Annotated in this window: 14 protein-coding genes; 8 read left to right on the forward strand and 6 right to left on the reverse strand. The window is 35.3% G+C overall.

Annotated elements, in window-relative coordinates:
* The first annotated feature begins 47 nt into the window (after positions 1 to 47).
* Positions 48 to 2,159: a peptidylprolyl isomerase gene (locus ACJJVJ_RS07895; RefSeq protein ID WP_405369797.1), complete on the forward strand. Its 2,112-nt coding sequence runs from the start codon at positions 48 to 50 to the stop codon at positions 2,157 to 2,159.
* A gap of 56 nt (positions 2,160 to 2,215) precedes the next feature.
* Here ACJJVJ_RS07895 and ACJJVJ_RS07900 read toward each other — a convergent pair whose 3' ends face one another.
* The 5 genes from ACJJVJ_RS07900 to ACJJVJ_RS07920 all read right to left on the reverse strand — a co-directional run bounded on the left by ACJJVJ_RS07900 (position 2,216) and on the right by ACJJVJ_RS07920 (position 13,011).
* Entirely contained in the window at positions 2,216 to 3,217 is a 1,002-nt protein-coding gene (locus ACJJVJ_RS07900; RefSeq protein ID WP_405369798.1) for a hypothetical protein, read from the reverse strand.
* Between the two features lie 37 nt (positions 3,218 to 3,254).
* Complete coding sequence (locus ACJJVJ_RS07905) at positions 3,255 to 4,172, reverse strand: GYDIA family GHMP kinase (protein WP_405369799.1); 918 nt, start codon at positions 4,170 to 4,172, stop codon at positions 3,255 to 3,257.
* Positions 4,173 to 4,193: 21 nt separating this feature from the next.
* Positions 4,194 to 5,147 (reverse strand): carbon-nitrogen hydrolase family protein, encoded by a 954-nt coding sequence (locus tag ACJJVJ_RS07910; RefSeq protein ID WP_405369800.1) that lies wholly within the window; start codon positions 5,145 to 5,147, stop codon positions 4,194 to 4,196.
* Positions 5,147 to 6,091, reverse strand: coding sequence for a geranylgeranylglycerol-phosphate geranylgeranyltransferase (locus tag ACJJVJ_RS07915; RefSeq protein WP_104514622.1), 945 nt, complete (start codon positions 6,089 to 6,091; stop codon positions 5,147 to 5,149). Before ACJJVJ_RS07915 ends, ACJJVJ_RS07910 begins: the two co-directional genes overlap by 1 nt.
* 146 nt (positions 6,092 to 6,237) lie before the next feature.
* Positions 6,238 to 13,011 carry an MG2 domain-containing protein gene (locus tag ACJJVJ_RS07920; RefSeq protein ID WP_405369801.1) on the reverse strand — a complete coding sequence of 2,258 codons (6,774 nt, stop codon included), beginning with the start codon at positions 13,009 to 13,011 and terminating at the stop codon, positions 6,238 to 6,240.
* A 118-nt stretch (positions 13,012 to 13,129) separates the two neighbouring features.
* Between ACJJVJ_RS07920 and ACJJVJ_RS07925 the strand changes: the two genes are divergently transcribed.
* Positions 13,130 to 13,885: a tetratricopeptide repeat protein gene (locus ACJJVJ_RS07925; RefSeq protein WP_405369802.1), complete on the forward strand. Its 756-nt coding sequence runs from the start codon at positions 13,130 to 13,132 to the stop codon at positions 13,883 to 13,885.
* 45 nt (positions 13,886 to 13,930) lie between these two features.
* Complete coding sequence (gene murC / locus ACJJVJ_RS07930) at positions 13,931 to 15,283, forward strand: UDP-N-acetylmuramate--L-alanine ligase (protein ID WP_405369803.1); 1,353 nt, start codon at positions 13,931 to 13,933, stop codon at positions 15,281 to 15,283.
* An 82-nt stretch (positions 15,284 to 15,365) separates the two neighbouring features.
* On the opposite strand, the gene ACJJVJ_RS07935 is transcribed toward murC, so the two are convergent.
* Complete coding sequence (locus tag ACJJVJ_RS07935; RefSeq protein ID WP_405369804.1) at positions 15,366 to 18,317, reverse strand: S8 family serine peptidase; 2,952 nt, start codon at positions 18,315 to 18,317, stop codon at positions 15,366 to 15,368.
* Positions 18,318 to 18,600: 283 nt separating this feature from the next.
* Between ACJJVJ_RS07935 and purH the strand changes: the two genes are divergently transcribed.
* Genes purH through mrdA form a run of 5 tightly spaced genes read left to right on the forward strand, consistent with a single transcriptional unit; the run spans position 18,601 to position 24,541 of the window.
* The gene (gene purH, locus ACJJVJ_RS07940) at positions 18,601 to 20,148 is read left to right on the forward strand and encodes a bifunctional phosphoribosylaminoimidazolecarboxamide formyltransferase/IMP cyclohydrolase (protein ID WP_104514617.1); all 1,548 of its coding nucleotides are present in this window, start codon (positions 18,601 to 18,603) and stop codon (positions 20,146 to 20,148) included.
* 54 nt (positions 20,149 to 20,202) lie between these two features.
* Positions 20,203 to 21,237 carry a rod shape-determining protein gene (locus tag ACJJVJ_RS07945; RefSeq protein WP_104514616.1) on the forward strand — a complete coding sequence of 345 codons (1,035 nt, stop codon included), beginning with the start codon at positions 20,203 to 20,205 and terminating at the stop codon, positions 21,235 to 21,237.
* Positions 21,238 to 21,268: 31 nt separating this feature from the next.
* Positions 21,269 to 22,096: a rod shape-determining protein MreC gene (gene mreC / locus ACJJVJ_RS07950; protein WP_104514615.1), complete on the forward strand. Its 828-nt coding sequence runs from the start codon at positions 21,269 to 21,271 to the stop codon at positions 22,094 to 22,096.
* Positions 22,089 to 22,598, forward strand: coding sequence for a hypothetical protein (locus tag ACJJVJ_RS07955; protein WP_405369805.1), 510 nt, complete (start codon positions 22,089 to 22,091; stop codon positions 22,596 to 22,598). Before mreC ends, ACJJVJ_RS07955 begins: the two co-directional genes overlap by 8 nt.
* Positions 22,595 to 24,541 carry a penicillin-binding protein 2 gene (mrdA, locus tag ACJJVJ_RS07960; RefSeq protein ID WP_405369806.1) on the forward strand — a complete coding sequence of 649 codons (1,947 nt, stop codon included), beginning with the start codon at positions 22,595 to 22,597 and terminating at the stop codon, positions 24,539 to 24,541. The genes ACJJVJ_RS07955 and mrdA overlap by 4 nt, the downstream gene beginning before the upstream one ends.
* Position 24,542: the final 1 nt, after the last annotated feature.

The raw sequence follows: 24,542 nt of genomic DNA on the forward strand, positions 1-24,542 counted from the left end.
GGCGGAAAACACTATTTTCGCCCCTATCAAAAAATAAACTAACAACAATGGCGATATTAGGTAAAATTAGAAATCAAGGAGTTATTCTGATTTTAGTAATTGCACTGGCTTTATTTGCATTTATTATTCAAGGTGTTCTTACATCAAATGGACAAAAACAAGCTGATGCGATAGGTTATGTAGGAGATACAGAAATTAACCGTGAGAGTTTTGCGAGAAAAGTAGAAAATGCTTCTCAAAATAGAGGTGCAAACTTCTCTCAAGTACAGGCTGTAAATTCTGTATGGGATGCAGAAGTAAGAAATGCAATTCTAGATCAACAAATCAAAGCAACTGGAATAAGAGTAACAGATAAGAAAGTTGCTGACCAAGTAAAGGATGCTTATAGATCAAACCCACAATTTCTTAATGAAGATGGTAGTTTTTCTGAAGCAAAATTCAAAACTTTTGTAGACGGTATTAAGACTACTAATCCTGCAGCATGGAATGATTATGTAGCCGGTACTGCAACTGGTGCAAAACAAGAATTATTCTTTAACCTTTTAAAGTCTGGTCTTATTGCTACAAATGTAGATGGTGAGATGGAATACAGAATGGAGAACGATAACCGTTCTTTTAGTTTTGTAAACATCCCTTACTCAACTATATCTGACAGTGCGGTAGACGTTTCTAAATCTGAAATCGATTCTTACGTAAGTAAACACAAAGAACAATTTAAAGTAGACGCACAACGCGATATAGAATTTGTTCTTTTTGAAGACAAAGCTTCTCAATCAGACAGAGATGCACTTAAAGCAGACTTAAACAAATTGCTAACTACACAAACGTTACGTAACTTGAGTACTAAAGAAGACTATACGGTACCTGCTTTTACAGATGCAACAGACCTTGAAGCATTTGTATCTCAAAATAGTGAACTACCATATAACGACCGTTATGTAATGACTTCTAACCTGTCTGCTAATGCTAAAGCAATTGCAGGTGTTGAAGAAGGTAAAACTTATGGTCCTTATGAAGACGGAGAATATTTAAAATTATCTCTAATTGAGGATAAGAAAACTATTAACGATAGTGTACAAAACAGACACATTTTAATAGCATATGCTGGTGCACAAAGAGCTGCTGCTAACATTACTCAAACTAAAGAAGAGGCTAAAGCAACTACAGATAGTATCTTTAATTTAATAGGTCAAAGCAAAACTAGATTTGATTCTAAATTTGAATACTTTAAAGAAAACAAAGAGGTAGCAAACGGACAAGACATAGGATGGGTAGTATACTCTGGTAACGCAAGAAACTTTGCTCCAGGATTTACTAAATTCTTATATGAGAACGAAAATGGTACTGTAGGTATTGCAGAGTCTTCTTTCGGTTACCACATTATCAGAATAGATGATGTTGCTGCTCCTAAGCCAGCCGTTAAAATAGCTACAGTTGCAAAGAAAGTTCTTGCATCTAAGCAAACTGGAAAAGAATTATTTACTAAAACTGTAAAATTCCAGAAGTCTGCAAAAAGCGGTGACTTTACTGCTCTTGCCAAAGAAAATGCAGTTACTACTACACCAGTTAAAAATCTTAAACCTCTAGATGAGACACTGCCAGTGGTAGGTCAAAATAGAAGTATTGTAAAATGGGCGTTTAATGAAGATCGCTCTGTAGGCGACATAGAGCGTTTTGAAACTTCTCAAGGTTATGTAGTTGTAAAACTTAACAAAATGAGTGAAGCAGGAAACATGTCTAGTGAAGAAGCTAGTGCAAAAGTTTCTCCTATCTTAAGAAAAGAGAAGAAAGCAAAAATGATCATGGATAAAATCAAAGCAACTGATGTAGCTGAGATTGCAAAAAACCAAGGTCAAACTTCTAAAATAGCAGGTGCTGTTAACCGTAAAAACCCAACTATTACAGGTGTAGGTGAAGAGCCACTAGTGGTAGGAACGGCTTTTGGTCTTGCACAAGGAGCAACGTCTAAGCCTATTGCTGGAGAAAACGGTGTCTTTGTAATCAAACTTACATCTATAGAAACTGCTCCAGATTTACAGAACTACTCTGCAAACGCAAATACACTTGCGACACAGGCTGCAAATCAATCTACTTCTAAGTTAGTTGAGGCTTTAAAGAAATCAGTAGAAATAGAAGATAACAGATCTGTATTCTACTAAGAATTAGATTTTATATACTATTTAAAACGCCGCTCTTAAGAGCGGCGTTTTTGTTTTTAATACGTAATTACTTTTAACTTGTAACCTAAGCTGAAACGTCTGGTTTTTTCTGGCGTACCACCTAAAAACCTCATCGGTTGCCATTTACTATTTTCTTTAAAATGCCAGTTTATATAATCTACTAAATCTCCTTTTCTTTTAGTTGTAACACCTATATGCGGTACATTCTCACGATTGTTAATTGGCTTATACATCTTTCCATTAGGACCTATTCGCTCTTTACCAAATCTGGGAATAGATAGTAGAATTCCTTTATCATCACAAGGACCTAAATTGTGCAATCCTATTAATAAACCAGAATGATCTGCCCATACTTGGTCTTTTTCTAGATCCATTTTAAGTTTACGATTTTCATCTGAGACGATTAACTCCTTGGGCGGTATAGATAACCTACTAAACGTAGAATCCTGATTCATGTGATAAAAGCTAATACGGTATAGGTATTGAAAATCGTTTTTAAGTGTTCTTACTCTCACATTAGTAGAATCTTTTTTATAGTCTTCATTTTCTTTTTTCCAATCTCGTCGTTTAGAAATAAAAGGAATAGTTAGCTCCAATAGCTGCATATCTGCATTATCATGATTATTAGGTATAAAAACACCATACTCCACGCCATGATATTGCCAGTGACTATCAAATACACTATTACTTCTTATCGCTTTTTGTTTAACGGTCTTTACCTTTTTAGGCTCACCTCTTAGCACTACCTCTGGTAAATTATAAGCCAGTGGTTTTAAAGAAACAGTAGTATTTTGAATGGTATCAACCTCAGCTGCAAAAGCTTCAAAACCTAGTGCATCAATTGTTATTTTTTGCACTTCAAATCCATCAGGAATAGTTACTTCTCCTTGTGCATTTGAATACATGCCATTTTTCTCACCAAATCGCACCGGTATATTTACTAGTGCTTCCTTGGTTTCAGAATTAACGATTTTAAAATGAACTTGGGCTACACAGAATTGCGCTGCAAGTAATGTAAAGAAAATTAATGATTTCATAGGCTGTAGTTTTTAAGACAACCAAGAAACGAAAAATCTAGGAATTTAGTACCACATCATCCCATTCATGAATCGTAGCATATCCTTTATTTATAAAATACTGACGCGCTGCAGCATCACCTGTTGCCATGATAAAGTCACCACCCCAACCGCCTAATGATTTAATAGCGCCATTAAAATCTGAAAACAATTGTTCCTTAACAGGCTTTACACTTATCAGGCTCGCTATAATCTCTTCATGCCTAGTCATTGCGTTATTAAATTTAGAAATGTCGTTAGAAGCCTCTAAAAACAACTCTGGCATATTTGATAATTCAAGTCTAAGATCTTCGGTAAGTAAGTCTACATTAAACTGTGCGATAGAATCGCGACTGTTTTGTTTACGATTGAGGTAAACAAAGAATATTTGATTCTTTATGGAAGGAGTAAAGTCCACTTCTTGAGCAATAGGTTCTCCATCATTATAATTATATACGACAGCACTATTTGCTTGTGCACAGGCAATATCATAACCGCTGCCGCCAAAACACTTAAACTGCAATTGATAAGGGTCACAGCCCAACCATTGAGATATGAGGCATATTAAGGTAGAACTGGTTCCCATGCCCGACTCTCTGTCAAAATCTAATTTCATTACCGCATCAAAACCTCTCAAAGAGTTATTTGAAGTAAGATGCAAGGCCGTATTTAAAATCTCACTTAATTTAAAAGTGATAGGATTATCACAATTAATACAGTCAGAATAAAGATCATTTACATTAGTCTTTACATGAAACCACAGCTCTCCATCATTATTATAACTGCTCCACGTAATTTCTTGATCATCGCGATAAGTAATCTCTAGATATTGGTTCAGTTTTAAAGGAATAGCCAGTGCAGGAACGTTATCTAAAACGGCATACTCTCCAGTGATTAAAAACTTACCATGAGCTTTAAATTGCTTTTTAACTTTCAAATTACTTTATTTAAATCCTTATTAATTAGTAAACTTCACTGTACTTTGTCGTTCTCTATTCACATGTAGCTGGGTTACATCTGGACGAGAATAATGTCCTACGGCATCAAAATTTTGACGCTCTTCTAGCACTCTGTTATAATCTAACGTCGCATAGATAATTTCTTCTTTACCTATTTGCGGTTCTGTAATCCACTCTCCATCCGGTCCAGCAATAGCGCTACCACCATTAGCCAGTACAGCAGGTGCATTATTAAGTAACTCTTCTAAGTGTGGTGTTCCTTCAGGAAAATCTTCCTTAAACATCATACTAGAAACTGATAAAACATAACAACGTCCCTCTCGAGCGATAAATCTAGTAATATCTTTTGTATTATGATCGCTTCCTGGCCAGCAAGCTACATGTAAATTTGTTCCTTGTGCATACATCGCAGCACGTGGCAACGGCATCCAGTTCTCCCAACAGTTTAAACCACTAACTGTAAAGTCCTTTAATTTATGCGTTACCAGGCCATTTCCATCTCCTGGAGACCAGGTTAATCTCTCATCATAGGTAGGTTGTAATTTTCTATGTACACTTTGAATAATTCCATTTTGATCTATGTAAACCATGCTCGCATACAGACTATGCCCACCTCGATCTTCTGGTCGTTCTATTATACCTATATAGATGGATATGTGTTCCGCTTTCGCGAAAGCGCAAATATCATCTAAATCTCCATTTTCTATACTAACTGCATTGAGAGCATAATGTCTATGCAACTCTTTTACTGCATCCTTATTCCACGCAGCGCCATCCATAAGAGCAAGCCAAAAAGGATAACCAGGCAATAAACCTTCTCCAAAAACAACCAGTTCTGCCTTTTCATTAACCGCTTCTTGCAGCGTAGACATAATCTTTTCTAATGTCGCTTTTTTATCTAACCACACTGGTGATATTTGAGCAAGGGCTACTTTTATTTTTGAATTTTTCATTAGGTAAAAATGGTTTGTAATCGTTGTAAAATAGCCGGTAAATCGATCAATAATATCGAGAATACTCCAGCACCTATTATAATTTTGAGAATAAAATGAATCAACAAGTATTCTCTTTTACGTCTAGAAGACCATATCAATGGTAAACATACCAATAAGGCTCCTACTATCAAGGTAAAATAATATTCCATGTAACCTATTTCATAATAAGCTACTAATATGGTGATAGGTACGATAGTAAGAAATGTAAGTAATGTATAAAACTTCTTACTCATTTTTTCACCTAGAACAACTGGTATCGTTCTATAGTTTTGAGCAAGATCTCCTCTTAAATTTTCTAAATCTTTGATTAATTCTCGCATACCGATAATAAGAAAGAGAAAACCACCATGTACTAATATCACTGGATAGAAGTTCTTGTAATACATAAACAATACAAAAAACGGAGTCACAGCAAGCAATGCTGCCATTAAATTACCTAAAAAGAGAACACGTTTAAGTTTATGAGAATACAACCACATTGCAAAAATGTACAACGCAAAAAATAAACCTGCACGCCATGAAACGATGCAACCTAGAATAAAGGCAATACCATTTACCGTAAAGTAAACCGACCATAAAGTAGACCTGCTTATTTGGTTTTCTAACAAGGTTTTTTGAGGTCTATTAATTAAGTCTTTCTCGCGGTCATAAAAATTGTTGATAATATAACCACCTGCGATAGCAGCACTACTGGCTAGTACAATAAACCATAACTTATAATCTGACAAAATGGATTTTACAGTCAGGTTAGGTGCAATAATAAAAATAGCAGCCAGCAATTGTGCAATAGCCACTATAGTCACATTATAAAGTCGCACACTAGAAAACAGACTCAAAGCCTTAACTATAAGTGTTCTAAAACTCTTATCAGCATTTAATTGATATGTCTGCTCCTTATTCACGTAGCTAATTTAACACATCGATCTTACATACTTAAAGTTTTAAGGAATCGTTATACAATCCTATCATAAATTACATTCTAATATATCAACAATAAAAAAGGTGCAGACATATTGCTGCACCTTTAAATTATAGGGTATAAAACAAATTATTCTTTTATAAATACTCGCTCTCCAGCACTATGCGCTGAGAATTCTGGCGCATACATATTTTCTATAGTGGTTATACCATTAGAAAAATTACCTGCGTTATTTGCTCGCACTTCATACTCAAAAACATAAGTTCCTTTTTTCAAATGATCAAAGAAAAAGTGAGTCGCAACATCTTTTGTACTTTGATAATAACCCAATCCATCTTTCCATTTATATTTTGAAATAACATCTACAGGTTCAAAACCACTGGCACGCATATCTTTTAAATGTATAAAATCCATATCATTTGCAGACTTGATCTCTAATCGCACCGTTATTAAATCACCTATTTCTAGCGCGTCTTGAGAAGTGATTTCTTTAAGTTCTTCGCCAGAATTATTACTCACCTTTTTGTACAATCTCTTTTTTATTGATAACGCTCCTTGATCATCTGTTGTGATTTTATCAAGATCTTCAAAATACTGCCAGTATAAACCACCATAACCAGTGACTTCTCCTTTATTCTTCACCTCTACTGTAGCGTGTTTATTTGTGATCTCTTCCTTATTCAACGAGATTTTAAAATAACCTGTTCCAGCTTCTACATTTGTTTTACTCAACTTATCTTCTGGTAGTGGTTTTCCTGCCCAAGTGATTTTATTATTCACCTCAACATCTGTCCATTTACCATTTTGTAGCAGCAGCGCATAGGTAGCATCGGCTGTGGCTTTTGTGGATTTCCATTGTGTGGTTCTTTTCTTTTTAAGTAACCATACTTGCAATTCTTCTACTGTTTTTGTGTCGCTCTCTATTTCAGAAAAAGCCTCGATAGCTAGTGCTTGCGTTTCTATATCACTGCGGTACCAGTACCAAGAATTTGTATTTTCTTTCCAGTACATTCCATTTTCATTATTTACAACCGCCGTTTGTCTTAATCCTTCTAAAATTTTTGAAGCTATTTTAGATTCTCCATTTCTATGCAATGCTATTGCCATTAATAATTGCGTGTATAAAGGTTGAGAGGCAAATTCTTTTTCCGCTTTCGCGAAAGCTAACTTCTTACCATCTTCTAATACCTTATTCATCTTTTTATCGAGAACCGACGGCTCAAAACTACGTGCATATTGATAATGCCAGTAACTACTACCGAAGTTATATTTATTTAAATTTTTACTATACTTAAGATAGTCATTGAATCGTTGCACCCATGCACGATCTGTCGCTGCGATGGCATTTTTATACATGCGGTCTGTTTGTGGTCTATCTGCATCATTAACACCTAATTTATTCAAATGACCTATTCCTGCAGCGATATGTCTAGTGATATACTCATTAGTATTCCCACCGCTGAACCATGGAAAACCACCTGAATCACCTTGTTTCTCTTCTAGTTTTGCCAGAGTTTTCTTTTTCTCACGTGCTGTTTTATCTAGGTCAAAGAGCACCGCAAGACGTTGTTGTTTTTGCTCTTCACTTTGTGCGTCTCGCAACCATGGAGTATGAGCAAGAATCACTGATTTCAATTCTTCATTTTGCTCCAACTTACTTTTACTAGAACCGTTTGCCGCCCAACTATCAAAAACTTCTTTTACCTTAGGACTGCTATTTAAAATATGCGCAGCCATCGCGTTTGCATAATACCTAGAGAATGTTTGCTCTGCACATTCATGCTCATATTCCATTAAATACGGCAGTGATTTTATCGCATACCAACTAGGATTAGAGGTATATTCAAAGGTCATTTGATGGTTTTCTAGTGTTGTGGAAGTATTATTTTCTAATTTATCCATTACCACTTCTTCTGTCTGTCCAGCACGTACCCAAAGTGATCTAGACTCGGTAACCAGCATTCTATTAGTAAGTACTGGCAGGGTGTTTTCTTCTCCATCAGAGAATTTATCTGACTTTGCAATGACACGATAAGTAACCGCTTGTGTACCAATTGGAATAACAAAAGTCCAGTTAACCGATGCGTTACCACCCTTTTCTGCACTGAAATTTTGCAATGCGTTTGTGTTTTTCAACTCTTGATCTATAGGTTGCATGGTAAGCGCATCAAATAATTTTAAAGTGGCAACTCCTTCCATTTTTGCATCACTTAAATTGGCAATCTTAGTTGAGAATCTAATGGTGTCCGTTTCTCTTAAGAATCGCGGAGCGTTAGGTATAAGACTCAGCTCTTTTTGAGTCACGACCAGTTTTTCTAGATAAGCGGTTTCTGCTTTTTTATTATGCGCAAAGAGTCTTAATTTCCATTGAGTCAGCATCTCTGGAGAAGTGAATGAAAATTTAAGATTACCTTTTTTATCTGTTTTTAATTCTGGTAAGAAAAAAGCGGTTTCTTTTAAATCCTTTCTTATTTGTACATTATTCAACGACATTTCTTGAAGTACTAGGTCGTTTGCACTCACACCAGCTTTGGTCGAGATAATAATAACACCATTTGCGCCACGGCTCCCATAAATAGCTGTTGCGTTCTCTCCTTTTAAAATGGCGGTCTCTTTAATTTGAGAAGCATCTAGACTTTTAAAGAAATCTTCATCCACCGGTACACCATCTACTATTATTAAAGGCTCTGTATTTCCATTAACTGAACTAGCTCCTCTTAATTGAATAAGTGCATTTGCTCCTGGCTGCCCAGTAGCTGTTTGCACAGTTAAACCGGCTACCTGACCTTTTAGCCTTTGTATTACTTTACCATTACTAAGAGTATCATATGCAATACCATCTGCTGTAACAATTGAGACTTTACCATCTGGTCCTATTTTATTTCTGGTATATACATTACCTCGATAAGTATTAAAATCATTAATTTTATCTGCAGATTCTGATGTTATCGTGGTAGAAGTATAAGACAATTCTTTTTTAGCACTTGTTCCATAACCAACAATTACAACCGAATCTAAAGTAGAAGCGTCTTCTTCTAATTGAATATTTAATAAATTCTCTCCTTTATAAACTACTTCTTGTGTTATAAAACCTAAGTATTCAAATATTAAAACATCTCCTTTTATTGGATCAATTATATAATTACCATCTAAATTAGATGCAGTTCCAATTTCTTTGTCCTTAATCGATATGGTTACTGCTAAAAGAGGCTCTCCGAAAGAATCAATAATTTTCCCAACGAGCTTACCTTTTACTAAATCTGGTGATTCTATTTTCTTATTTAATTTAGCTTTATAACGTTTATAACTGTAACTATTATTTGTAAAATCCAATCCAAAATATTTGAATTGGTCAAAATCCAGTTGCGGCATTTGCACCTGTCTGTATGGAAAGTACAATCTAGTACTGCTTGTATTTAAGTAATTAACCTGACTATAAAAGCTAGGCTCATAACCACTCTCATAAGTGTTAAAACTAAACCCATCCCAGTTCTTTACTGTAAATTCATCTAGACTTTTATCATACATACTGGCAAGCACCTCGCCATTCATACCATTATCCTTTTGATCTTTTATGGTAAACGACCACTCTTCTTCCATGCCTGGATAGAGTTTATTTCTAAAGGTATTGGTCTCTATATTAAAAACAGTTGCTGCTTTCTGGCTGCCATGCGCCATAAAATTATTACTTGTGTACTTATTTTCTTTTTGCACAGAATACCTAAATTTAAGTAGGTTCTTAGCTGCATTTTTAAGCTTGTATTTTTTAGTTGTTTTTCCTTTGGGTAAAAATATTACTTCGTCCTTTTTAAGTCCTTTAAAGTCATAAGTTATAAGATTCATGTAAACTCCATCCATAGAGGTAAAGTAGTTTACGGTCGCTACATTATCCTTTATCTGCAGGTCGTGTGATATGATCTCTGGATTTACAGGCAGTTGTTTATTTGCCCAAACCTCTACTTTATTAATTTCTTCTACATAATCTACCTCGTTATCTAGACTTTTACTTTTTCCTGTTTCCACAGCTTTAACATAAACTACATAGTTGCCATTATCCCAGTTTTTTGTAATAGGTAATTCTACTGTAGTTAATGAATCTATTGTCATGCGCTTCTTAAAAATAATGGGCGCCGTTTTATAATCTGCAGGTTTTTCACTCTCACGCAATTCTGCATAAGGGAATTTATCTCTATAGGTTTTATCATCGCTTTGATAGAATTCTGCATCAGGTAATCCAGATGGTATAATGACATGATCTGGTGTTTTAAGTTGTCTTATCTGTAATTCTACTTGCGCTTCTACCAGTTCTCCATTTAGATTTTTAACCGCTACTTTAACCTTATTATCATCTGTAGATAAGGTAGTAGCATTTAAAAGCGACACCTCTATACTTTGTTTCCCGACACGCACACTAGTACTAGCCGTTCTAGTCTCGCCATTTATATCTACCACCTCAGCATCTATTCTATAGGTGTAAATAGGGTGGAGATCTTTAGCTACTAGTGTAGAGTCTGCAAGGGCTTTAAACTTTATGGCATACTCTCCTTTATTATTAGTTACAAATTCTTCATCTGTTTCTAGATCATCACTATCAACGATTACTTGATCACCAGAATGATATCCAGAATATCGCCACCATGGCAATCTAGCAGATCTTGTTACTTTATAATGTACGTCGGCATCTGTGATGTTGGATCCTAGTAACGCTTTCGCGAAAGCGGTAACCACAACAGAGTCATTCATAGCATAAGATTCTTTTACCTTTTTAAAATCTACTTTAAAACGAGGTCTTTTATATTCTTCTACTTGAAATTTAGTTTCATTATCATAATCGTCATTAAAATCATAGACATTATCCCAAAAATCAGAATCCTCGTCGCTATCTATCTCTATATAAAACTGACCGGTTAAGGTTTCTTTGGGCAGTGTGAACTCACCATGAAAACTACCATATTCATTAGTAGTTGCTGTTATCTCTTGGATTTCTTCGTCATTTGCATCATACACGGTTAATACAAACTCTTCATTAGGAACTACAAAAGATGTTTTTCCATCATTTGCTACCAAAATACTTTTATAATAAACCGTCTGTCCAGGTCTATAAATGGCACGATCTAGATAGGTATACGATTTTACAGTTACTTCAATTTCTTCTTCTACCTCTTCTTCTACCTCTTCTTTTTTATCACTTTTTGTGTAATATCTATTGTAATAAGAATACACCTGATTCACAACAATATCGTCTCCAAAAACTGCTTTTAATGAATAACTACTATTTTTACCGTTAGAGTTTTGTAAAACAGCTTTTCCATCTCTATCTGTTATAGCAGTGGTTGTGTAATTAGAATTGAACTGAGATAGCTCTAGCTTTACATTCTTAAGAGGTTTTCCTGTTTTTTTATCTAGCACCTGGACAGCAATGGTGTTTCCTACACGTTTATTTAAAATAGACATTTGAGAAACGGTCATTAAACTAGCTGCAATATCCTGACTGTTATCGCTTTTAGTTTCTATCACCACTAGATAGGTGGCAGCATCTAACCCATCTACATTATATTGATAACTATGATCATAAGTATCCTGCGCAGACTCTAACTTTATGGTTTTAGAAAGAGCCACACGATTTTCTTTTTGCGCTGTTTTTAAAGTGACGCGATACAATGAATCTCTATCACCGCCTGAGCTTAAAAAATCATGCGCCACTTTAATGTAATGGATGGTAGCCTCATTAACATTTTTATATTGAATCACGCCACGATGCAATTCATTAGGCATTACCTGATCCTGATGCTGTATTCTTAAACTAGGCGTGTAAATACTAGACAGTAAGGAACTACATTTAATAGCTCCATAAGAATCTGGAAACTGCTCGATAGCCTTTTTTGAAATCGCAATTGCTAGATCACGATCTTCCTGGCGAGTACTTTTATCTTTATAATTGCTTTGCTCATAATGATATTGAGCCAGGTTATACATAACTATTGTACTTACCGCTTTACCTTTATAGGTCGCTAATAACTGTTCATGAATAGATTTGTATACTGGTAATTCCCTATTGGCGTTTAAAAAGCTTTTTTCATAGTCCAGTCGTTCTAATAAAATAGTCACATAAGCACCGTGGTCTTTTTTACTCTTATGCAAAGTTTCTAGCGTTGCATAAAGCTGTAACACATCATATTTAGAAAAAACGGTATCTCCTTTGGCTCTTTTTATTTCTCTTAAAGCATCTGTAGAGCGAAAAGCATTTTTATCTGTGATGACATAAGTTTCTTTAGGTCTAGTGATTCCATAATAACCTGTTTTATAAAAATCAAGTGCCTCTCTAGCTAGTAGATCTAATAAAGTAGGTCGCAATTCTCTACCTAATGGGCGCGCATTTAATACAGCGGCAAATTCTGAAACAGGTAGTTTACCTAATGCTTCTTTATCCTTTAAAGCTAGTTTATGATGTGTAGAAATCACATCATAGAATTTTTTAATATCCCAAGTTTCAAAATCATTTTCATCTACCTTTGCGCCAGCAGTGCGGCGCTGTAACTTCCATCGATTCTGACTCACATAATCATTTAAAAGCTTTGCATAAATGGTGTGATACACATTTTTTTTAGGGAATTTTGCTCGATCTATAAGCTCAGATAACTCTGCTAAAACGAGTTGTTGCCCTTTCTCTTCTTTGATTAAATTAAATTTTGCTCTGAAGAGAAATGTTTTTACTAACTGGTCATCATCCTTTTTACGTTTTGCGTGTTTATAGATGTCGCGCACTATCTTTCTAGCATCTTCTACCCTATTCTCCACTTCAAGTTTCTCGACATTTTCCCACTTTGCAGTGTAATAGTCTTGTGCATATGACTGAAAGTTGCTTCCTAAAACTAACAGTATAAAGATTAAAAAATGTCTCATGGGCTTAGATTTGACCTAAAGGTACGTGGATATTCAAATAATAGAAACTAAGATTGAGTAAAAGTATCTTTTCATTGAGGGAAACGGCTTTTGGTTTACTTTTTGATATTTTTACCAAATGAAGAAGACATTTATTGCCCTACTCTTTTTAATGAGCACAGTTGCTTATGGTCAGTCGGCTTTCGCGAAAGCGGAACAATTATTCAAAGCAGAGAAATTTGACAAAGCACAAATTGCATTTACCAAATTATATGAACAAGACCATTCCGACCTAGACGTCATAGAACGATTAGGTGATATTGCTAGCCATCAAAATAATTTTGAAAAAGCTATGGGATATTATAAAAAGTTAATAGACAGCAATGCAAAAAGCGCCCGATATAACTTTAAATATGGCGGTGCAATGGGTTTATATGCCAAGAGCTCTTCAAAATTTAAAGCTCTAGGAATGCTAGACGACATTAAAAAACATTTAAAAAAAGCTGCAGAATTAGACCCTAAACATATAGAATCTAGGCATGCCTTATCTCAACTGTACTGTGAGTTGCCTGGAATAGTGGGTGGATCTATAAGTAAAAGTAGATCCTATGCAGACCAATTGATTAAAATATCGCCAGTAGATGGACATCTAGCACATGGTTATATAGATGAATATGAAGAAGAGTATGATGATGCTGTCGTATCTTATCAAAAAGCAGTAGACACTGGCGGTTCTTTACTCACCTATCGTAAACTAGCATCTATTTATCAACATAAATTAAACGACGATAAAAAAGCACTAGAGACACTGAAAAAGGCATCTCTTAAACATATAGACACACAACTTAAAGCAGATATACTTTCTTTAGAATCTAAGATAGAAATGAATGACTAAGTCATATATTTTACTAGCTTTATAAACTTACCAAATACACATATTATGCGCGTACATTTTATCGCGATAGGCGGCAGTGCCATGCACAATCTAGCTCTAGCTCTACATCATAAAGGCGACCATGTAACAGGAAGCGACGACACTATTTTTGAACCTAGTAAGTCCAGATTAGAAAAACACCATCTACTTCCAGAAGAATTCGGCTGGTTTCCAGAAAAGATAACCACAGATTTAGATGCAGTTATTTTAGGAATGCATGCCAAAGAAGATAATCCTGAGTTATTAAAAGCTCAAGAATTAGGGATCAAAATTTATTCCTACCCAGAGTATTTGTATGAGCAATCTAAAAACAAAACTCGTGTGGTTATAGGCGGTTCTCATGGTAAAACCACCATTACTTCTATGATATTGCACGTGATGCATTACCATGAAAGAGAAGTGGACTATATGGTAGGTGCGCAACTAGAAGGATTTGAAACCATGGTACATCTAACAGACGAGAATGAATTTATGGTCTTAGAAGGTGATGAATATCTTTCTAGCCCTATAGATAGACGTCCTAAATTCCATTTGTACCAAGCTAATATTGCCTTGATATCTGGAATAGCTTGGGATCATATAAATGTATTTCCTACATGGGAAAATTACCTCAGTCAGTTTGAGCAGTTTGTAGAACTAATGAAAAATGGTAGTATTCTAGTTTATAATGAAGAGGACACAGCTGTTAAGGATATTGCAGAGGCAGCTACAAAGCCTACTAGAAAACATTCTTATACAGTACCCCAGCATCAAATAATCGATGGCACCACCTATTTAGACACTCCAGAAGGTGACATGCCTATAGAAATCTTTGGAGAACATAACTTGAGCAATCTAGCCGGCGCAAAATGGATATGCCAGCACATGGGAATAGATGAAGATGATTTCTATGAAGCGATTGCAACTTTTAAAGGTGCCTCAAAACGATTAGAAAAAGTAGCAGAGAGTAAAACCGCTGTTATTTATAAGGATTTTGCGCACTCACCAAGTAAAGTAGCCGCTACTACAGCAGCAGTTGCTACACAATATAAAGAACGTAAAACCATAGCCTGTCTAGAACTACACACATATTCTAGCCTTGATCCAGAATTTTTAGTTCAATATAAAAATGCACTCAACCCAGCAGATGTTGCTGTGGTGTTTTATAGTCCACATGCGGTAGAGATTAAAAAACTTGCTCCTGTATCCAAAGAGCAAATCTTAGAGGCTTTTGATCGTGATGACTTGATAGTCATGACAGATCCTACAGCATTCAAAGAATGGCTGTTTAAACAGAACCTAGACCATAGCGCTTTACTATTAATGAGCAGTGGAAATTATGGTGGACTAGATTTTAAAGAACTGGCTGAGTTAGTTTAGGGTTCTTTCTTTAAAAGTAAAGCACAAAAAAAATGCGATCCTTTTCAGGATCGCATTTTTTATTTAAGATTATCTCAGATTATTATTTATTGATAATGATCTTTTCTACAGTTGAAGAAGCACCTTGTTGTACTTGTAATAAGTATAAACCGTTAGTAAGATTCTGAACATCTATCGTTTCATTTAAATTACCACTTAAATTCTTAACATCTCTAGTAAAGACTCTTCTACCATTAAGGTCAGAAATATTTATTACAGCGTCACCACTATTAGTTGCATTTGCAGTACTTACAGTAAATACACCATTAGATGGATTAGGATATACAGCAAAATCAAGTTCTTCAATAGACTCGTTACTTAGAGTTTGTGGTTCTTCACAGAAAGTGATGCTCCATGCATTCAAAGTACCTAAATCTGCAGGGCCACGATCTGCAACACTAAGAGTCCAATCTCCATTAATAGATTCTCCATTAAAGTCTGACAAATTACCTGCTGGTTGAATAACCCCTGTATAACCAGATAAACCTGTAGCAACATCACAAGTAAACGGGCCTCCATTATCATCAAAGGTTACTAATAAATCTTCTAAATCACATGCAGAAGGGAAAGCTAACAATACTGTAGTACCTGCAGGCGATGTCAATGTTATAAGTAGATCACCAGAATACTCATGTGTACTTCTTACAAATACAGAAATCTTACCTACATTAACATTGTTTGCTCTATTGATATTTAGAACACTTTGAATTCCTGTAGCGTTATCATCCGGTATACTTATAGGAGTTGGTACCGACGCATTTATCTGTTCACAATCGAAAGTAGTGAAAGATCTTGTCACATAAGCACCTTGTCCACATTCATTAATTGGTTTTACTCTCCAGTAGTAAGTTAGCGAAGGGAATAACAAAGAGGGATCAACTCTTAAAGACGATTGATCTACAACACGATCTAAAATAGTTCTACTGAAGCTAGGGTTTGTAGTAATCTGTATTTGATACTGTTGTGCATTTGGCTCATCTTCCCAATCTAAAATTGCTGAAGTATCAATCGTAGTTGCTTGGTCAGCAGGAAATAATAAATTAACCGAACTGAAAGCATCGCTAATTACCCTTAACGTTAAATCAATACTTCTAGTCCTTGTAGGAGTAACAGCATTTACTACTAAATTGTAAGTTCCAACAGGAGTTGATCCTAAATTACTTAGATCTAAAGATAAGTTTCCATTAGCTGTAAAACTAGAATTACTAAAACTAGCTGTTATACCAGCCGGAAGATTACTTAAGCTAAGAGTTGCTGTTTCGTTAAAACTCTGATCAGCAATAAATTCCAAAGGATAGCTAGTTACTTGATCATTACAAACCTCTATGTTAGGGTTTACAGAGCTAATAGCGTAAATATTATTTAATCCAGTAACAATTAAACTGAACTTTTGACTACCACCTACAAGTGTTCCTTTATGACTTACCGTTATTGTATACTCGCCTGATCCGTTCAACACCTCAACTCTTTCTACATTGTCCACAGTGTTATCACCTGTACTATTAGAAGTAGCAGTTACTAATTTCCATGGTTCAAAAACAGTCCCATTTTGTGATATTCTTAAATCTAGATCATTTATCAATACAGGAGTTGCATCGTTAGCACCACCCTGATTAACGTCACCTGGAACATCTGTCCAAGAAATAGAAGCCATTAATTTGGATATATTATCAGAAGTGACAGTGAAGGAATAAGTTTCTCCGTTTTGCAACTCCTCTTCTATAATGTTAGAAGTTAATTTATTTTCCGTAATCACATTAGCAGCTGCCATAGTATTCATCATTCCCCATCCCCAAGATGCATCTGGTCCGAAGGCACCAGCGTCATCTGCTGTATGTAAAGCTAATCCTTTCAAAGTAGCAGCTCTCATGAATTCACCATTTCTATCTTTATAATGCTGTTGTAATAAAAGCATAGATCCAGTTACATTAGGTGCAGACATTGAAGTACCAGATATAGAATTATAACTACTAACTGAGGTGTCAAATGTTGATAACAGCTGTGTTCCATTACCTGTAATATCTGGCTTAATTCTTAGGTCATCAGTTGGACCTTGACTACTGCTTACATTTAAAATAACAGAGTTTAAAGAACCGTCTGTATTAATATTAGCATCTTGTGCATTTGCTACCACCATTACATTCTTTGCAACAGAATTAAATGATAACTTATCTAAATTAACATTCCCAGATAAAGGATCACCGTTAGATGTGCTATCTGCTCCATCATTTCCAGCAGAAAATACAGGTAAATAATAAGGAGCATCAAATGCAATTTGATCTACTTCTCTAGAATTGATAATATACTTACCGAACAAGTCATCACTGATAGAACCAGCAACAACTCCATAAGAGTGATTACTCAAAAGAGCACCATTAGAAGCCGCAATTGCCATTTCTGTAAAATCATTGCTCCAATCGTTAGTAATAATATCTGCTTGAGGTGCCATACCTTTTGCAGCTGGATTAACTCCAGAAGCTGCGATAGTTCCAGAAACGTGTGTGGCATGAAAACTATTTCCATTACGTACCGTAACATTATCGCCTATTTGTGCTCTACCTATTGGTTGATCTGTAAATTCATTGTGATCTATACGCACAGCTCCACCATCCCAAACGTAAGCAGTCATATCCTGACCTTCTACATTTAAACCTAAAGACCCACCATTGTGTAATCTATTAGCTCTAGAGCTAATTGCAGCATCTGCATTATGCAACGTGTAATAAACAGGAGAACCATCTTCAGCGATTCTCATTAACTGCTGAAAAGATCCATCTTTTGGGTTTTCAATAATCATCGGTACATTATTAGCCTTTGAATATTCTAAAGCTTGTTCTAGACCAATAGTGTTTTTTTGATCCAACTCGACTATTAATCTTTGAAGGCTTTCCTGATTGTTGTTTTTGATAATTTCAGCTTTTTCCTCCTTAGTTTGTGAAAAACACAAAGATGAGACCAATAGAGATGAAGCTAAAAGCAAGTTAATTTTTTTCATAATTTTCGGATATAGATTGCTAAAATATGGAAACATTATCTCTATTTCTGTGATAAAGAGATTTTTATTCTGTGACATTTAAACTATTCAACAAAATACACTGAAAAATTTGTTAAAACATCATAATACATACGTAGCAGTCGCTTACAAAGTTTTAAACTAACATTTAATTATTAAGAAAAATCTATAAAAAGTTTAAAAACACTTCAATTAACACGCTCTTTAAATACATAAAACGTTCTAAAGAATTACTTTTGCATTTTCCCACAAATAACCACACAACATGAGTCAAATTACTGCAAAAAGCGCCCTTATTTCTGTATTTAATAAAGACGGCTTAGGTCCTATCGTTAAAAAAATGAACGACTTAGGCATCACCATTTATTCTACTGGAGGAACTGAAAAATTCATTAAAGATCTCGGTATAGAGGTAGTCCCAGTAGAGGATGTAACTTCTTACCCTTCTATATTAGGTGGTCGTGTAAAAACTTTACACCCTAAAGTTTTCGGAGGTATTCTTAACAGACGTGATCATGATGGTGATGTTGCTCAGTTAGCAGAATTTGAAATACCGCAAATCGATATCGTAATCGTAGATTTATATCCATTTGAAAAAACCGTAGCAAGCGGTGCAGCACAACAAGATATTATTGAAAAAATAGACATAGGTGGTATTTCTTTAATACGTGCCGGTGCAAAAAACTTTAAAGACACACTTTGTGTAGGTACAGTAGACGACTATTCAAAACTACTAGAAGTTCTAGAAGCAGGAAATGGTGTTACTGACATCGAACAACGTAAAGAATTTGCAACAAGCTGTTTTAACGTTTCATCTCACTACGACAGTGCGATCTACAATTACTTTTCTGGCGACTCACCTGAAAAAGCATTAAAATTAAGTGAGCAACACGTTATGCCATTGCGTTATGGCGAAAACCCACACCAGCGTGGATGGTTCTATGGGAACTTTGACGAGATGTTTATTAAACATCACGGTAAAGCACTTTCCTACAACAACTTACTAGATGTAGACGCTGCTGTAAATTTAATTAGTGAGTTTGAGAATGACGCACCTACATTTGGTGTATTTAAACATAACAACGCTTGTGGTGTCGCACAACGTGAGACAGTACTTGAGGCATATGTAGATGCACTTGCTGGAGATCCTGTATCGGCATTCGGTGGTGTTTTAATTTCTAATGTTGAGATAGATGCTGCAACGGCTACAGAAATTCACAAATTATTCTGTGAAGTTGTTATTGCTCCATCATTTGCTAGCGATGCACTAGAAATTTTAAAAGGGAAGAAAAATAGAATCATGTTAGAGCTTGTTGATGGCGCGCTTTCGCGAAAGCGAGATACCAACAAACTTGAAGTACGCGCTTCATTAAACGGTTACTTGGTACAAGATCCTAATCTTAAAACAGATCAAAAAGAAGATTTAAAGACAGCAACTACTCTTGCTCCTACCGATGCTCAAATAGAGGATTTACTATTTGCCTCTAAATTATGTAAACATACTAAGTCTAACACTATCGTACTTGCAAAGAACAAACAACTGTGTGCAAGTGGTACAGGACAAACATCACGAGTAGACGCATTAAACCAGGCTATACATAAAGCACAGTCATTTAAATTTGACCTAGAAGGTTCTGTTATGGCTAGTGATGCGTTTTTTCCATTCCCAGACTGTGTAGAAATAGCTGATAATGCAGGGATTAACGCAGTGATACAACCAGGAGGATCAATAAAAGATCAACTTTCTATAGATTATTGCAATAAAAATAACATTGCGATGGTTTTCACTGGGACGAGGCATTTTAAACACTAGATTTGTAGTAGCTTTGCAAAGCCCTAATTATTAACGTTTTTCCACTCATCATTTATGGGATTTTTTGATTTTCTTACAGAGGATATTGCCATCGACCTAGGTACGGCAAATACACTTATTGTTCACAACGGTAAAGTAGTTGTAGACAGTCCATCTATAGTAGCAAGAGACAGAACCACAGGTAAAATTATTGCCGTAGGTAAAGAAGCTGCTATGATGCAAGGGAAAACTCATGAAAACATTAAAACAATTAGACCTCTTAAAGACGGTGTAATTGCAGATTTTGATGCGAGTGAAAAAATGATCTCTATGTTTATAAAAGAGATCCCTGCATTGAAAAAGAAGTGGTTTGCCCCTTCTTTACGTATGGTTATTTGTATCCCTTCTGGTATTACAGAAGTAGAAATGAGAGCCGTAAAAGACAGTGCAGAAAGAGTTAATGGTAAAGAAGTTTACTTGATACACGAGCCTATGGCAGCTGCCATAGGTATAGGTGTAGATATCATGCAACCTAAAGGAAACATGATCGTAGATATAGGTGGTGGTACTACTGAAATCGCGGTTATTGCTCTAGGAGGTATTGTATGTGATAAATCGGTGAAAATTGCAGGTGATGTTTTTACTAACGACATCGTTTATTACATGCGTACTCAACATAACCTTTATGTAGGGGAACGCACAGCAGAAAAAATTAAAATACAAATAGGCGCTGCTACTGAAGATCTTGAGGTGCCACCAGAAGAAATGAGCGTTCAAGGACGTGACCTTTTAACTGGTAAACCTAAAGAAGTAAAAATAGGATATAGAGAAATAGCTAAAGCGCTAGATAAATCTATTTTACGCGTGGAAGATGCGGTTATGGAAACACTATCACAAACTCCTCCAGAACTTGCAGCAGATATTTACAACACCGGTATCTACCTAGCTGGTGGTGGTTCTATGTTACGTGGTCTAGATAAACGTTTATCACAAAAAACAGATCTGCCTGTTTATATAGCTGAAGATCCTTTAAGAGCCGTAGTACGTGGTACTGGTCTTACTCTTAAGAATCTAGACAAATACAAAAGTGTACTAGCAAATAAGTACTAAAACCTTATTCTTAATATATTGAAGTAATCGCATGCAACAAATTATCAATTTTCTGATCAAGTACAGAAACTTGTTGTTGTATCTATTTTTAATGGTTATCGCACTCAGTTTCACTATACAGAGTCATGATTACCATCGCAATACAGCAATTCACTCTACAGGATACTTAACAGGTAATGTTTTAAGTACAAAAACTGGTATTTATGACTATTTTGATTTAGATGATCAAAATAAAAAACTGAGCACTGAGAATGCTATGTTGAGAATGAAACTGTTAGAGATAAGCGACACCCTATTAGGTGAAGAATCTACCTTTTTATTTACAGATAATATTCCTTATAAAGTATTTCCTGCACGAGTAATGAAAAATGATTTTTATAAATCTGATAATTTTATTACCATAGATATAGGAAGTGATCAAGGTATTGAATCTGACATGGGTGTTATATGCCCTACAGGTATTGTGGGCGTAGTAGATCGCAGTAGTGATCAATTTTCTAGAGTAATTTCTATTTTGAATTCACAAATTTCCTTAAACGCACAGATTAAAGGAACCGCAACTATAGGCTCCTTAAAATGGGATGGTAATAATCCTTATACGATGAGCTTAGAAGACGTTCCAAGACTTGCCAAAGTAAATAAAGGAGACACTATAATTACAGGAAAACAATCCACCACCTTTCCACCTGATATTTTAATAGGTGTTATAAAAGATGCAGAGTTAACTGAAAATGGCTCTAGGTATAAAATAAATGTAGAGCTATTCAATGATATGACTAATCTAGATTATGTCAATGTTATCAAGAATAGAGACAAAGCAGCTTTACAGGTAATAGATACACTAGGCACTAATGAATAGTACTCTTTTAAATAACGTGCTTCGATTTGTAGGATTACTTATTCTGCAAATATTTCTATTGGATCAAATTAATTTTTTGGGCTATATCAACCCTATGGTTTATATATTGTTCATCATTCTATACCCTGTAGATAACAATAGATGGTCTTTTATGTTCATAGCGTTTGCGCTAGGAATCCTTCTAGACACTTTTCAAAATACAGGAGGCGCACATGCTGCGGCTTGTTTAACTCTAGCCTTTGTTAGACCTGTGTTTTTAAAGCTAGTTTATGGAGAAAGTTATTTAATGAAAAATCTTAAAATAATAAGAACCCCTATAGACAGATTATTACTATTATCAGTACTATCGGTTATCATACATCACTTAATTTTCTTTAGTCTAGTAATTTTTAACACTTCTCAAATACTCTACACATTGAAGCTCACGTTGAGCGTGGGTATTGCTACCATACTTATAGCAAGTCTGTTTTTAATAATTTTCAAACCTAAAGTCAAATCATGAAAAAGTTACTGCTTTTTTCTATTGTCACCCTAGTCGGACTGACCTTTATAGGTAGAATGATTTATTTACAAGTCGTGATATCTGAAGAGTTAAAGCTAGAAGCAGAAAACAACTCTGTAAAAACGGTTTATGATTATCCTGAACGTGGTTTTATATATGATCGCAATGGAGAACTAATGGTCGCAAATCAGGTAGCTTATGATGTAATGGTTATTCCCAAAGAAACTGGAGATTTTGATTTAAATAAACTAGCTGGTTTACTTAAAATGGATGAGTCTCGATTAGAAAAAAAAATAAAAACGGCTAGAATCTGGTCCACAAAACAAGCTAGTGTTATTTTACCACAACTTACACAAGCAGAGTACGCACCGTTACAAGAACAGCTTAGAAAATTTCCTGGATTTTACATTCAAAGACGCTCTTTACGCAAGTATCAAGTAGATCATAGCGCAAGTGTTTTGGGCTATATTAGAGAAGTGAATCAAGGTAAAATTAATGAAGATGACTACTATGTTCAAGGAGATCTTGCAGGAAAAAGTGGCATAGAACTCCAGTATGAAAAAGAGTTAAGAGGTGAAAAAGGATATAAAAAATACACTAGAGATCATTACGGTAGGGCCATAGAATCTTATAAAAATGGATCTAGCGATCTTGCTCCTATTGCTGGAACTGACCTTACGGTTACACTAGATAAAGAACTCCAAGAATACGCTGAAAAATTAATGATTAACAAGCGCGGTGGTATAGTCGCTATAGAACCTAAAACAGGTGAAATATTATCCTTAGTCACAGCACCTAATTACGATCCAAGCTTACTCATGGGTCGTGACCGTTCTAAAAACATCAACGCTATACTACGAGACACCGTTAGATTACCAGATGTTAATCGAGTATTACAAGGCCAGTACGCTCCAGGATCTCCTTTTAAAGTCATCAATGCTTTAATAGGCTTACAAGAAGGAGTCACAACACCACAAGAACGTTTTAGATGCAATCATGGTTATGACTATGGAGGTAGAAAAAAAATGGCATGTCATTCTCATGCTAGTCCATTAGCGATGAGTAAAGGTATAGCCGAAAGTTGTAACGCTTACTTTGCTCAAGTATACAGAAGAATTATTGAAAAAGGAGAAACCTCTTCTCAAGGTATGGATACTTGGCATGATCATGTGACCAGCTTTGGACTAGGTAATTACTTAGGCTATGACTTACCGGTAGGCCAACCAGGTAGAATTCCTGATGGAGAATATTACACATCTAGATATAAATACAAGTGGTATGCTCCTACCACAATTTCAAATGCTATAGGTCAAGGTGAAGTTGCTGTAACGCCTATACAACTAGCAAACATGACAGCAGCTATAGCAAATAGAGGATACTTCTACACTCCACACATCATTAAAAAAATGAATGGTGAACCCATAGATAATCCTAAATACACTACAAAAAACTTCACCACCATAGATGCAAAACATTTTGAACCTGTAATAGAAGGAATGAATGAGGTGTATAATTCTGGAACAGCAAAATATGTGAAAATTCCAGAAATAGAGATTTGTGGTAAAACTGGTACAGTAGAAAATTTTGCTAAAGTAAACGGAGTTCGTAAACAGCAAACTGACCATTCTGTTTTTATCGCATTTGCTCCTAAAGACGATCCTAAAATTGCCATCGCGGTTTTTATAGAAAATGGATATTGGGGTTCTAGATATGCTGCAAAAATAGCTAGTCTTCTCATTGAAAAACACATCAAAGGAGAAATCACCAGAACAGACCTAGAAGACTATCTTATGTCACATAGTCTAGAATATGAATATGCAAAAAAACTAGGGAAAGAACCTTATAACATCAATGTAGCAGTAGATCAAGGCCTTATTACCGATGAGAAAGAAAGAAAACTACACCAACTAGTAGACAGTCTTAATCTTAAAATATTAAAATAAG

The sequence above is a fragment of the Nonlabens sp. Asnod2-A12 genome, assembly GCF_045063745.1.
GTDB classification, from domain to species: domain Bacteria; phylum Bacteroidota; class Bacteroidia; order Flavobacteriales; family Flavobacteriaceae; genus Nonlabens; species Nonlabens xylanidelens.